The organism is Streptomyces sp. NRRL F-5727, assembly GCF_000719555.1.
GTDB lineage: Bacteria > Actinomycetota > Actinomycetes > Streptomycetales > Streptomycetaceae > Streptomyces.
Map to the genome: position 1 here is coordinate 258,401 of NZ_JOGX01000001.1, position 12,882 is coordinate 271,282.

The window sequence follows — 12,882 nt, forward strand, 5'->3', positions numbered from 1 at the left end:
ACACACCCGGTTGGAGAGACAGACGCGTGGCACTGACCGACGAGGCCATCGACAAGATCAAGGCGATGATCGTCACCGGCGAACTCGCACCCGGCTCCCGCCTTCCGAAGGAAGAGGTCCTCGCCGAGCAGCTCGGCCTGTCCCGCAGCTCGCTGCGCGAGGCCGTCAGGGCTCTGACCGCCATGCGGATCCTGATCACCCGGCAGGGCGACGGCACCTACGTCTCCAGCCTGGAGCCCCACCTGCTGCTCGAGAGCCTCTCCTTCGCGGCCGACGTCTCCCAGGGGCGGACCGCCCTGCAGCTGCTCCAGGTCCGCCGGCTCCTCGAGCCGCAGGCCACCGGACTCGCCGCCGCCCTGCTGCGACCGGACGACCTGAAGGAACTGCGCCACCTCCTCGACCAGTGCCGCTCCGCGGCCACCGTCGAGGAGTTCGTCGCCCACGACATCGCCTTCCACCTCAGGATCGTCGAGGCCGTCGGCAACCCGGTGCTGTCCATGCTGCTGTCCGTGCTCTCCACCCGCACCCAGCGCGTCCGCATCATGCGCGGAAGCCGGACCAGCCACGCCCTGGAGAACGCGCACAGGGACCACGAGGAGATCCTCCGCGCGCTGGAGGCGCGGGACGCGCTGCTCGCCGTCTCCACCGCGACCACCCACATCAGCGCCGTGGAGCAGTGGCTGGCCGCCGGCCTGGACGACGACTCCCTGGGATCCCTCGACGAGTGACCGGCCCGTCGGGCGTCTCCGTCGTGACCGACCCCAACGGCTTCCCACTCCGCGACCGGCCCGGTCCCGGGCACCGGGCCACGAGGAGGCGGACGGCTGGACACGCCCGACCGCCACCCGCTCAGCTTCGCCCTCGGCGGCCACATGGCCCCCGTGGCCGGCACGGAGGCGTTCGCCCGCGCCGGTTTCCCCGGTCTCGCCGCCGTCCCCGACGTGCCCGGCGGATGACGGTCATGCCGTACGTCACCGCGCGGCGCGACTGCGGCGCCTTCGAACCGGGCGCCTCCTGGTGCGACCTCGACCTGGGGCCGCGGACGGGCTTCGGCGACGAGTGGCTGCGCATCGGGCCGACGAAGGTCCTCTCCGACGGCACGCTGATCGGCCGCTCCGCCGCGATGTGCCGCGACCACCACGACACCCCCGGCAGCAGCGGCCTGCTCGCCTTCGAGTGCGAGCGCCCGCGGCCCGCCGGAGTGGTGAGCACGATCCGCAGTTCGGCGCGCATGAGTGCGACCCCCAGGCAGGGGCGGGGGCCGAGGCCGACGTGCGCGCCGGGCCGCCGCGGCCGCACGGCGACGAGCGACGGGCCGGCGGGCGCCGGTCAGGCGGGGCGGCGGATGCCGACGACGGGGTTGAGGGGGGACGCGGCCACGTCGCCGGGGCGGACGCCGGAGACGAAGTCCCTCCAGGCACCGCTCATCGCGGTCGGTTCCGGGATGATCCTGGTGCCGTCCGCGTAGTACGTGGACGACAGGACGCGCCGCGGCTCGGTGGTCCGGTTCGCTCCCGCGGTGTGGAGACGGTCGACGGCGTGAAAAGAGACCTCGCCCGCCCGGAAGGGCGTCGCCACCGGACGTGTGCCGGAGGCGGGGAGGCGGGCGGTGACGAGCCCGTCGAAGGACCGCCGGTGCGGTGACGCCGGCAGACCGGCCACCGCCCTGGCGGCATCCTGGCGGGACACGCAGGGCTCGCCATCCGCACGTCCTCGCCCTGCTGCCGCTCCGCTGCTCCCACGACACTCCCTCTCGGTCTCGGGTACCGAAGCCGCCCGCCCCGCGGCTTCGCCGGCGCCCGGGTACCTGCCGACGGCCGCGGAAGACATGCCACCGTGCTCATCACCCTGGCGCGCCCCGGGTCCCCGTAGCCGGCCCGTGCGTCCCGAGAGCCGGGACCAGGCTTGCCAGCAGCCGTGTGTTTACGTAAACATACACATGCCGGCGACTTCTCGGCCCGCATTTGCACCCCTCTACACAGGAGCAGCACCCCATGCCCGTTCTCCAGACAGACAAGGCCGGTTTCCTGCTCGACGGCCATCCCTTCCGGATCCTGTCCGGCGGGCTCCACTACTTCCGGGTGCATCCGGACCAGTGGGCGGACCGGCTGCAGAAGGCCCGGCTCATGGGTCTCAACACCGTCGAGACCTACGTGCCGTGGAACCTGCACCAGCCGCGCCCGGACGCGTGGCGGATGGACGGCGGCCTCGACCTGCCCCGGTTCCTCGACCTCGCCGCCGCCGAAGGGCTGCACGTCCTGCTCCGGCCCGGCCCGTACATCTGCGCCGAGTGGGAGGGCGGCGGCCTGCCGTCCTGGCTGCTCGCCGAGCCCGACATCGCGCTGCGTACCCGCGACCCCCGTTTCCTCGCGGCCGTCGACGACTACTTCGAGCGCCTTCTCACCCCGTTGCGGCCGTACCTCGCCTCGCAGGGCGGCCCGGTCCTCGCCGTGCAGGTGGAGAACGAGTACGGCGCCTACGGCGACGACACCGCCTACATGGAGCACATCGCGGACTCGCTGCGCCGCTGCGGGATCGACGTCCCCCTCTTCACCTGTGACCAGCCGGTCGACCTGGAGCGCGGCGCCCTGCCCGGCGTACTCGCCACGGCGAACTTCGGCAGCCGTTCGGCCCACCACCTGGCCGACCTGCGCGCACAGCGCCCCGAGGGACCGCTGATGACGTCCGAGTTCTGGATCGGCTGGTTCGACCGCTGGGGCGCCCGCCACGTCGTCCGCGACCCGCAGGAGGCCGCGCAGGAGCTGGACGAGCTCCTCGCCACCGGCGCCTCGGTGAACTTCTACATGTTCCACGGCGGCACCAACTTCGGCTTCACCAACGGCGCCAACGACAAGCACACCTACCGGCCCACCGTGACGTCGTACGACTACGACTCCCCGCTCGACGAGGCCGGCGACCCGACCGCGAAGTACACCGCCTTCCGGGACGTCATCGCCAAGTACGCGCCCGTGCCGGCCGAGCCCGTGCCGGCGCCCGGTCCCAAACTGGCCGTCCCGGCCGTCGCGCTGACCGAGAGCGCCGGTCTGCTGTCGTGCGCCGCCGCCCTCACGCCGGGCACCGACGCGCCGCGCCCCCTCACCATGGAGGAGCTGGAACAGGACTTCGGCTTCGTCCTCTACGAGACCGTCCTGCCCCTGGAGGGTCCGGCGCTGCTGGAGGTCGGGCAGGTCCGCGACCGTGCCCAGGTCTTCGTCGACGGGCAGCCCGTCGGCGTCCTCGAACGGGAGAACCACGAGCACTCCCTCGCCTTCCACGCGCAGCGCGCCGGCGGCAGGCTCCAGATCCTGGTCGAGAACCAGGGCCGCGTGAACTACGGCCAGGGCATCCACGACCGCAAGGGGCTCCTCGGGAACGTCCTCCTCAACGGCCGCGAGCTCGTCGGCTGGACCAGCCGTCCGCTGCCGCTCACCACCCTGGAGGGCGTCCCCTTCGCGCCCACCGCGGCCACGCCCGTCGGCCCCACCCTGCACCGTGGCACCTTCGAGGTGGCCGGCCCCGCCGACACGTACCTGCACCTCGACGGCTGGACCAAGGGCAACGCCTGGGTCAACGGCTTCCCGCTCGGCCGCTACTGGTCACGCGGCCCGCAGAAGTCGCTGTACGTCCCCGCGCCGGTCCTGCGGGCCGGCGCGAACGAGGTGGTCGTGCTCGAACTGCACGCCGCGCACCGGGCCCGTACGGTCGACTTCCGCGACACGGCCGACCTGGGGCCCACCGAGGAGTAGCCGGCTCCCGGCCCACGCACGAGCGGCCGGACACCGACCTGAGGGAGTCGGTGTCCGGCCGCTTTCCTGTGCGGAGGCGTCAGCCGATGCGGAGCTGCTGGTTCGCGCCGCCGTTGCAGGCGTACTGACGGACGGCCACCCCGTCCGCGGTCGAACCGCCCGCGATGTCCAGGCACTTGCCGCTGTGCCGGGCCATCAGCGTGACGTGGCTCGCGTCGACGGTGTGCACGGCCCATTCCTGGTTGCGGTCGCCGTTGCAGCCGTACTGGAGGACCTGGGCGCCGTCGGCGGTCGAGACGCCGCTCACGTCGAGGCACCTGCCGCTGTGGCGGGCGACGATGTTCACGTAACCGTCGGAGGCGGGACGCAGCGCCCACTGCTGGTTGGCGCCACCGTTGCAGCCGTACTGGAGGACCTCGGCGCCGTCGGCGGTCGAGACGCCCGCCACGTCCAGGCACTTGGAGCTGTGCCGGAAGACCGGGGTGCGCCAGACGTCGGCGGCCGTGGAGCGGAACGTCCAGGACTGGTTGGCGCCGGCGGTCGGCCGGTACACGCCGACGGGGGCACCGTCGGCCGTCGACTCGCCGGCCACGTCGAGGAGTTGTCCGGTGGCCCTGTTGACCAGGGTGGTGTGGCCGTCACCGGCGGTCGAGCGCATCCACTGCTGTTCGGCCCCGGCGCCGGGGGCGGCGAAACCGAGCGCACCCCCCGTGACCGTGAGCGCCTTGCCCGTCTTGACGCTGGTCACGCGGTACGTGGCGGTGCTGCTCCAGTCGGTCGCGGAGGTCTTGGTGAAGGTCCACTGCTGGGCAGGGTCGGTGGCGTTCGGGGTCCGCTGCACCAGGCTGTCCTGACCGGCCGTGGTGGTGACGGCGAGGGCCTTGCCACTGTGGTCGTTCAGGATCTGCCGGGGCGCGCCGGTGGGCGCGCCGGTCGCGCCGGCGTTCACGCCGGTGACGCCCGGGAGCACGAAGGTGGTGACGGAGCCGGGTGCGACGGTGGCCCGGAGGGTCTTCCCCGTCACGGTGAGGTCCGTGCCGCGCTCGACGTTCCGCGTGGCGTCGGTGGTGTGGCGCTCGACCGTGCCGCCGGCGGTCTGGAAGCCGCCGAGGTCGAGGGTGAGGTCGCGGGCGGCCGAGCCGTGGTTGGCGTGGACCAGGACGAGGCCCTGGCCGTCGGGGCGCACCGCCGCGAGGGTGTCGGGGTCGTCGGTGGGCACGACACGGGCGCCGGGACGGATGAACCGGCTGTACTGGGCCATCGTCCAGTACTTCTTGTTCTTGCGCAGCGGCTCGGTGGCCGCGTCGGCCGGGGTGAAGTCGGTCTGGATCAGGCCCCAGTTGGAGTTCTCGTGCTCCGGGGTCATGTTCTCGTAGTCCTCGACCGCCTGCCACAGCACCCAGGCCCTGGGCTCCAGCTGCCGGATGTCGGTGGTGATCTTGGCGGCGAGGTCGAGTCCCGGTCGCATGTCGGTGAAGCTCTGGCCGACGCTGCCGCCGAGGTCGTTCTCCGACATCCAGAGCGGGGTGTTCTCCCCCTTGGCGATGTCGCGGACCGCGGTGCGCCCGTCCGTGTTGTAGGTGTGGACGTTGAGCCGTCCGACGGCGTCGCGGACGGCGGGGGCGTACTGGCTCCACTGCCAGGCGGCGACGCCCGGGCCGAAGTCGTCCATGGCGGACACCTCGGTGGACTGGCCGGCCGCGTCGAGGGTGGTCCGCAGGGCGCTGACGATCCTCGCCACGGAGGCGGGGTCCCAGTGGGAGCCCTCCTGCCGTCCACCCGCCTTCCAGTAGTTCGCGGAGGGCTCGTTGACCGGGGAGAGCGACGTGAAGGTGACGCCGGAGCCCTGCTCGGCGCGGCGCAGGGAGCCGGAGAGGTAGGCGGCGAACCGGTCGTACTGGTCGGAGCGGAGGTTGTCCGAGGAGCCGTCGACGGAGCCGGAGACGAGACCGCTGTGGGTCATGAAGTACGGGGCGGAGTTCGAGAACGCCTCGAAGGTGGTGGCGCCGCGGGCCTTGGCGGCGGTCAGCCACCAGCGCTGGTTGGCGTCGGCCCGGTCGTTCCAGTGGGCGGGGTCGTTCGGGTTCCACCAGTCCGGGGTCTCCGCTCCCGGTCGGTTCCAGTAGCCCGGGACGGCGCCGCCCGGCCGCATGTAGGGGGCGGTCTCGGGGCTGTCTCCGCCGCCGATGTTGTAGCGGGCGATGGTGAAGCCCAGGCCGTCGGACCCGTAGAGGGCGTCCGCGAGGGCGTTGCGCTGGGCGTCCGGCCAGCCGCCGGTCACGTTGGCGAACCAGGCGAGCGCGGTGCCCCAGCCCTCGAAGGCGGGCTGCTGGTAGCTCGGGTCGGGGCGGACGGTGAGCGCCGTGGGTGCCGCGGCGGCGCCAGCCTGGCCGACCGGCGCCATGACGAGGGCCGGCAGGGCGAGGACGGGAACGGCCGCGAGGGCGGGCAGCCTGCTCCGTCTGCGGCGGGACGCCGCCGAACGATCGCGTGGGGACAGCACGTAGTACTCCCTGGTGGGTGCGGGTGTCGTGGGGGCTGGGCCTGTGGTGCCCGCGTCCGGGGACGCGGGCACCACGGGCCAAGGCGCGTGCTCGGGACGGGAACACGCGCCGTCGGAGGTGGACGGAGCCTGTTCCGGGCACCGTCGGGGCATGCCCGGTTTGAGACCGAGCGGGCCCCGCCGTCGCGCCGCGAGGGGGTACCGGGGTACGACCTCGCGATGTTCGCGTAAACACGGCTCGCCGTGAGGGAGAGTCTGGGAGCGGCGAAACCAAGGTGTCAAGAAGTCCCGGGCCCCCATGCGCAGGTTTCACGCGTCACCGTGCGGAACGACACGCGGCCGGGGGGCCTGGGACGCCGGAAGTCGGCGGGGGCGGATGCGGCGCCTGGACTCCCGGCGGTGAGCCGCGCCCACCGGCCGACCGCGCCCAGGACCCGTGCCCCGCCGCGTGCGAGGCCCGCGCCCGGCCGCCTCCTGGGGCCGGGACCGGCCTCGCCCGAGCCCCTGGGTCACCCTCCCGGTCTCACCGCCGGCGCCTCGCGGTGGTCGGGGCCGTACCAGCCCCCCACTCCCCCGCACCGGTCCCTACCGGCCCCACGTCACGCCGCCCGGGCCGATCCCTACCGGCCCCCGCGTCACGCCGCACGGGCCACTGCCCGCACCCCCCGCCCCACGGGCACCGCTTCCGCGACGGTGCCGCCCCTGCCCCCGTCCCGCCTCACGCCCCGGGGGCGGGGCGCGGAGCCGCCGTGCTCGACCGTTCCACCAGGGCGGTCGGCACGAGCCGTACGCCGGTCACCGTCTCGCCGCGCAGCTCGCGCAGGGCGGCGTCCACGCACAACGCCCCGACCTGGGCGAAGTCCTGCCGGACGGTGGTCAGCGGGGGGATGTAGGAAGCCGCGTCGGGGATGTCGTCGAAGCCGACGACGCTCACGTCCTCGGGCACGCGCCGCCCGCGCTCATGGAAGGCCCGCAGGACTCCGAGGGCCATCTGGTCGTTGGCGACGAAGACGGCCGTACAGCCGGGTTCGTCGGCGAGCCGCAGGCCCGCTTCGTAGCCGGACGCGGGGGTCCAGTCGCCGCGCAGGGCCGGCGGGACGACCCGGCCCTCCTCGCGCAAGGTGGCCTCCCAGGCGTCCGCGCGCCGCCCGGCGGCGAAGGACTCCTCGGGCCCGGCCAGATGCCACACCGTCTCGTGCCCGAGGTCCAGCAGGTGCTGGACGGCCTGCCGCGCGCCCTGTCGCTGGTCCGTGTCCACGACGGGGAAGCGCCCGGTGGCGTCGGAGTCCACGACGACCACCTTGACGTGCGGGGGAAGGGTCAGGGCGGCCGTGTCGAGCAGGTGGACCTCCATGATGAGGACGACGGCGTCGACCGCCAGCTCGTCGAGCCGCGTGAAGGCGCCCTTGACGTTCTCCTGCGTCGGCGCGTCCAGCGGGATCAGCGTGACGGCGTAACCCTCGCGGGAGGCCGAGCCGGCGATGGCGTCCAGGGTGCGCACGTTCCCGGTGCTGGTGAGGCCCATGGTGATGACGCCGATGGCGCGGAAGTCGCCGCGCTTGAGGGCGCGGGCCGCACTGTTGGGCCGGTAGCCCAGTCGGTTCATGGCTTCGAGGACCTTGAGCCGGGTGCTCTCGATGACGGCCGGGTCCCCGTTGGAGACCCGGGAGACCGTCTGGGACGAGACGCCGGCGAGCTGCGCCACGTCCGCCATGGACACCCGTCGCGGTCTGCCCCGCCCCGCCCTGCGGCCCGTTCCGCCGACCGGCGTGTCGGCCGGTTTCATCTCTGCCACGGAATCCCTCACATTCACGCTGCACGCTTGACGCCCCCCCATGGGGGTGTCACCATCTCGCTACCCGATGATTACGTAAACATTGCTCATCGGCCAGCCCCGGGGAGCGTTTCCGTTCCCCGGTGCCCTCTTCTGTTCCCTGTCTCCGGACCGTCCGGTCACCGACGCAAGGACCTCAGTCATGACGCTCCTGTCGACGCGCGCTACGGCGGCACCACCGCCGCGCGCACGCGCCCGCCTCCGCTTCCGCAAGGAAGCCTTCGTGGGCTGGGGCTTCGTCGGCCCGTTCGTCGCCGTCTTCACTCTCGTCTTCCTGGCTCCGATCGGATACGCCGTCTACCTGAGCCTCTTCCAGGACCGGCTCATCGGTGGAACGTCCTTCGTCGGCCTCGACAACTACGGCGAGGCGCTGACCGACCCCCGCTTCTGGGACGGCCTGACACGGGTCGGCATGTTCCTCCTGGTCCAGGTCCCCGTCATGCTGGGGATCGCCCTGCTGGTCGCGCTGGCGATCGACAGCGGCCGACTCTACGGCAAGACCTTCTTCCGCGTCTCCGTCTTCCTGCCGTACGCCGTGCCGGCCGTCGTCGCCAGCCTGATCTGGGGCTTCATGTACGGCACGCAGTTCGGCCTCGTCGGCAACATCAACGACGCCTTCGGCATCACCCTGCCGGACCCGCTCTCCCCCTCCCTGGCCCTGGCCTCCATCGGCAACATCGTGACCTGGGAGTTCGTCGGGTACAACATGCTGATCTTCTACTCGGCGCTCAAGGTCGTCCCGCGCTCGCTCTACGAGGCTGCGGCCATCGACGGCGCAGGCGAGTGGCGTGTCGTGTGGTCCATCAAGCTGCCGGCGATCCGCAGTGCCGTGGTCATCGCCACGATCTTCTCGATCATCGGCAGCTTCCAGCTCTTCAACGAGCCCAGCATCCTGCAGAAGCTCGCCCCCAACGCCATCACCAGCGACTTCACCCCGAACCTCTACACCTACTCGCTGTCCTTCGCGGGCCAGCAGCACAACTACGCGGCGACGGTCGCGATCGTGATGGGCGTGATCACCGCGATCATCGCCTACGCGGTCCAGCTGCGCGGCATGCGGAAGGGCTGACCCATGACCACCCCCCTCACCACCGCGGCCGCCACCACCGACTCCGGCTCCCCCGCCGGGCCGGCCACCGCCCCGGGCACGGGCACGCGTACACACCGGTCCGCCGGCCGCGCGGGCTCGGCACGAGGTCGCGGGAAGACCCCGCGGACCCCGCTCAACCCGCGCCCCAGCATCCCCCTGACGCTCGTCACCGGCCTGGTGCTCGTCTATACCCTGCTTCCGCTGGCCTGGCTCTTCATCAACGCCACGAAGGACCAGAAGGGGCTGCTCGACTCCTTCGGGCTGTGGTTCGCCGACGACGTGAACCTCTGGGACAACATCACCCGCACCCTCACCTACGACGACGGCGTCTTCGTCCGCTGGCTGCTCAACACCCTGCTGTACGTCGTCGCCGGCGCGGGTGGCGCCACGGTCCTCGCCGTCCTCGGCGGCTACGCCCTCGCCAAGTACGAGTTCCCCGGCCGCAAGGCGGTCTTCGCGGTCGTCATCGGCGCCGTGGCCGTGCCCGGCACCGCCCTGGCGGTGCCCACCTTCCTGATGTTCAGCAGCATGGGCCTGACCAACACCCCGTGGGCGGTCATCATCCCGTCCCTGATCTCCCCCTTCGGCCTCTACCTGATGTGGGTGTTCGCGGCCGAAGCCGTCCCCACGGAACTCCTGGAGGCCGCCCGCATCGACGGCTCCGGCGAGGTGCGCACCTTCTTCACGGTCGCGCTGCCGCTGCTGATGCCGGGCACGGTCACCGTGCTGCTCTTCTCGATGGTCGCGACCTGGAACAACTACTTCCTGCCGCTGATCATGATCAAGGACCCCGACTGGTACCCGCTCACGCTCGGCCTGAACGCCTGGAACGCCCAGGCCCAGACCGCGGGCGGAGAAGCCGTCTTCGACCTCATCATCACCGGCTCCCTGCTCACGATCGTCCCGATCGTCGCCGCGTTCCTGCTGCTCCAGCGCTACTGGCAGTCCGGACTGGCGGCGGGCAGCGTCAAGGAATGACCGCCGTCGCCTGATCCGCACCCCTCGGCACACCCCCCACACTCCCCGCCCCTCCTCACGCACCCTCATCACCGACCAGGAGCACCTCCCATGCGAAAGAACCTCTCCCGCAGACTGCTCGGCGCCGTCGCCGTGGCTTCCGCGATCGCGCTGACCACCACGGCCTGCGGTTCCGACGCCGCCGACGGCGGCTCCACCGGCGCCATCGGCCCGAAGGAGGTCGCGGCCGCGCTGGAGAAGGGCGGCAAGGTGACCGTGTGGGCCTGGGAGCCCACGCTGAAGAAGGTGGCGGAGGACTTCGAGAAGAAGTACCCGAAGGTCGACGTCGAGCTGGTCAACGCCGGCACCGGCGACAAGCAGTACACGGCGCTCCAGAACGCGATAGCCGCCGGCTCGGGAGCCCCCGACGTCGCCCAGGTCGAGTACTACGCCCTCGGCCAGTTCACCATCGCCAAGTCCGTCGAGGACCTCGCGCCCTACGGCGCCACCAACCACGCCACGAGCTTCACCGCCGGCCCGTGGAACGCCGTCCACCAGGACGACGCCATCTACGCCATGCCCATGGACTCCGGTCCGATGGCGTTCTTCTACAACAAGAAGGTCTTCGACAAGCACGGCATCAAGGTGCCGACCACCTGGGACGAGTACGTGGAGGCCGCGCGCGCCCTCCACAAGGCCGACCCGAAGGTCTTCATCGCCAACGACACCGGCGACGCCGGCGCCACCACCAGCCTGATCTGGCAGGCCGGTGGTCGCCCGTACGAGACCGTCGGCACCGAGGTGCAGATCGACTTCTCGGACGCCGGCTCCACGAAGTACGCCGCCACCTGGCAGAAGCTCCTCGACGAGAAGCTCCTCTCCCCCGTCAGCTCCTGGAGCGACGCCTGGTACAAGGGCCTCGCCGACGGCTCCATCGCCACGCTCTCCACCGGCGCCTGGATGCCCGCCAACTTCACCTCCGGCGTCGCCTCCGCCTCCGGCGACTGGCGGGTCGCCCCGCTGCCGCAGTGGACGAAGGGCGGCAAGGTCAGCGCGGAGAACGGCGGCAGCTCGCTCGCCGTCCCGAAGGCCGCCGAGAACAAGGCACTGGCCTACGCCTTCACCGAGTACGCCACGACCGGCAAGGGTGCCGCCGACCGCATCGCCGCGGGGGCGTTCCCCGCCACCCGGGCCGACCTGGAGTCCAAGGCGTTCCTCGACGCCGAGTTCCCGTACTTCGGCGGCCAGAAGGCCAACCAGATCTTCGCCGAGTCGGCCGCGAACGTCGGGCCCGACTGGCAGTACCTGCCGTACCAGGTGTACGCCAACTCGATCTTCAACGACACCGTCGGCAAGGCGTACGTCTCCCCGACCAAGCTCTCCGACGGCCTGAAGGCCTGGCAGGACGCCAGCGTGAAGTACGGCAGCGACCAGGGCTTCACGGTCAACAAGTAGCCTCCCCGATCCGGTCGCGGCCCGGCCCGCGGCCGGATCCGGCATGTCCGGCAGGCACTTCCGGCCCGCACGGCGGACCCGCAGGCTCCTGCGGCTACCTGGGGCCGAAGGTGTTGAGGAACACCACGGGCTCGCGGCCGAGACTCCCCGCCGCGTCGAGGTCGACGAGCGCCGCGAGTGCCTTGGCGGTGTACGTCGACTCCAGCTCCAGACCGGCCTCGGTCGCCGCACGGTGCAGCGCCCGCGCTCCGGCCTCGGTCGGGTGGGCGTAACCGGCGCCGAGCCAGCCGTACTCGGAGACGACGTCGGCCGGACCGAGCGCCGTCCGCGGCAGGTCCGCCCCGCGGGCGCAGATCAGCTGCCTGGACCTCCCCGCCAGCCCGACGAGCTTCGCACTGTCCAGGCGGAGGGTGTCGTTGACGACGATCCCCCTCACACGCGTGCGCAGACCCGCGAGCCGCAGCCCCAGGGCCAGGCCGGCGGCCGTTCCTCCCGATCCGACCGGCGTCACGATCCAGCCGGGCTCGGGGAGCAGTCCCCCCGCCACCTGGTCGGCCAGTTCGAGCGCGCACTCGACGTACCCCAGCGTCCCGAGCGGCGAGGACCCGCCGGCCGGGAGCACGTACGGAGGCGTGAGGCCGTGCGTGTGCCGGGCGACCAGCCACGGCAACGAGAGAACCAACCGGCGTTTGGTACGGGGGAAGTACAGCACGGCACCGGAGGCGCGCAGTCGCCGGAGCTGCGCCCGCACATGGTCGTCCACCGGGTGGTCGACCAGCGCGAGAGCGACGTCGAGACCCTGCTCGCGGGCGTAGAGCGCGGCCGCCAGGCCCCAGTTCGTACCGAGCCCACCCACGCTGAGGATGGTCCGGGCACCCCTGCGCCCGGCTTGGGGCAGCAGCCACTCCAGCTTGCGGACCTTGTTCCCGCCCCAGCCGCCGCGGCCGTAGCCGCTCTCGTCCTTCAGCCACACCGGTGACCGCAGGCCGAGCCCGTCCAGTGGGCGTACGGGCGTCGGCCCGTCTCCCAGCGGCAGATACGGCAGTGTTTCGGCGAGGACCGGCCAGTACTCATGCAGCAGCGGACGGCGTGTCATGGAGGCACGGTAGGGCACCCGACGGTCTGACCGCCGACCGCGACGGCAACGTGTGGGCCACGATCCGGGAGGTGGCCGGGTCCGCGCCAGCGTACCCGACGGTACCTGCCACACCGTCGGGCACGCCGGCAGGCCGGTGAGGCCGCCGGTTTCGGCGGCGGAGGCGTCCACGGCCACAACGCGCTCGAAGGCGCCTTCCTC

The 12,882-nt window shown here is 72.1% G+C and carries 9 protein-coding genes; 6 read left to right on the forward strand and 3 right to left on the reverse strand.

Annotation, left to right across the window (positions count from 1 at the left end):
* Positions 1 to 26: 26 nt before the first annotated feature.
* From IF73_RS0101255 to IF73_RS0101270, 3 genes are all read left to right on the forward strand, one after another.
* Positions 27 to 728, forward strand: a complete 702-nt coding sequence (locus tag IF73_RS0101255; protein WP_031002437.1) for a FadR/GntR family transcriptional regulator — start codon at positions 27 to 29, stop codon at positions 726 to 728.
* Between the two features lie 233 nt (positions 729 to 961).
* Positions 962 to 1,468, forward strand: a complete 507-nt coding sequence (locus IF73_RS41355) for a hypothetical protein (RefSeq protein WP_199806598.1) — start codon at positions 962 to 964, stop codon at positions 1,466 to 1,468.
* A gap of 526 nt (positions 1,469 to 1,994) precedes the next feature.
* Positions 1,995 to 3,746, forward strand: a complete 1,752-nt coding sequence (locus tag IF73_RS0101270) for a glycoside hydrolase family 35 protein (RefSeq protein WP_031002439.1) — start codon at positions 1,995 to 1,997, stop codon at positions 3,744 to 3,746.
* Positions 3,747 to 3,825: 79 nt separating this feature from the next.
* On the opposite strand, the gene IF73_RS0101275 is transcribed toward IF73_RS0101270, so the two are convergent.
* Positions 3,826 to 6,249: an RICIN domain-containing protein gene (locus IF73_RS0101275; protein ID WP_234338128.1), complete on the reverse strand. Its 2,424-nt coding sequence runs from the start codon at positions 6,247 to 6,249 to the stop codon at positions 3,826 to 3,828.
* A gap of 718 nt (positions 6,250 to 6,967) precedes the next feature.
* The gene (locus IF73_RS0101285) at positions 6,968 to 7,963 is read right to left on the reverse strand and encodes a LacI family DNA-binding transcriptional regulator (protein WP_031002441.1); all 996 of its coding nucleotides are present in this window, start codon (positions 7,961 to 7,963) and stop codon (positions 6,968 to 6,970) included.
* Positions 7,964 to 8,225: 262 nt separating this feature from the next.
* On the opposite strand from IF73_RS0101285, the gene IF73_RS0101290 reads away from it, so the two are divergent.
* The 3 genes from IF73_RS0101290 (at position 8,226) to IF73_RS0101300 (ending at position 11,585) form a co-directional block, all read left to right on the forward strand.
* Entirely contained in the window at positions 8,226 to 9,152 is a 927-nt protein-coding gene (locus IF73_RS0101290) for a carbohydrate ABC transporter permease (RefSeq protein ID WP_031002442.1), read from the forward strand.
* 3 nt (positions 9,153 to 9,155) lie between these two features.
* The gene (locus IF73_RS0101295) at positions 9,156 to 10,151 is read left to right on the forward strand and encodes a carbohydrate ABC transporter permease (protein WP_031002443.1); all 996 of its coding nucleotides are present in this window, start codon (positions 9,156 to 9,158) and stop codon (positions 10,149 to 10,151) included.
* Between the two features lie 90 nt (positions 10,152 to 10,241).
* Positions 10,242 to 11,585: an ABC transporter substrate-binding protein gene (locus IF73_RS0101300; RefSeq protein ID WP_031002445.1), complete on the forward strand. Its 1,344-nt coding sequence runs from the start codon at positions 10,242 to 10,244 to the stop codon at positions 11,583 to 11,585.
* Positions 11,586 to 11,679: 94 nt separating this feature from the next.
* On the opposite strand, the gene IF73_RS0101305 is transcribed toward IF73_RS0101300, so the two are convergent.
* A complete protein-coding gene (locus IF73_RS0101305; protein WP_031002448.1) occupies positions 11,680 to 12,681 on the reverse strand; it encodes a 1-aminocyclopropane-1-carboxylate deaminase/D-cysteine desulfhydrase in 1,002 nt (333 codons plus the stop codon).
* Between the last annotated feature and the right edge of the window lie 201 nt (positions 12,682 to 12,882).

Coding starts and splice junctions, on each gene's coding strand:
- IF73_RS41355 (WP_199806598.1), top strand. CDS start 962: ATGCCGTACGTCACCGCGCGGCGCGACTGCGGCGCCTTCGAACCGGGC.
- IF73_RS0101270 (WP_031002439.1), top strand. CDS start 1,995: ATGCCCGTTCTCCAGACAGACAAGGCCGGTTTCCTGCTCGACGGCCAT.
- IF73_RS0101285 (WP_031002441.1), bottom strand. CDS start 7,963: ATGGCGGACGTGGCGCAGCTCGCCGGCGTCTCGTCCCAGACGGTCTCC.
- IF73_RS0101290 (WP_031002442.1), top strand. CDS start 8,226: ATGACGCTCCTGTCGACGCGCGCTACGGCGGCACCACCGCCGCGCGCA.
- IF73_RS0101295 (WP_031002443.1), top strand. CDS start 9,156: ATGACCACCCCCCTCACCACCGCGGCCGCCACCACCGACTCCGGCTCC.
- IF73_RS0101300 (WP_031002445.1), top strand. CDS start 10,242: ATGCGAAAGAACCTCTCCCGCAGACTGCTCGGCGCCGTCGCCGTGGCT.
- IF73_RS0101305 (WP_031002448.1), bottom strand. CDS start 12,681: ATGACACGCCGTCCGCTGCTGCATGAGTACTGGCCGGTCCTCGCCGAA.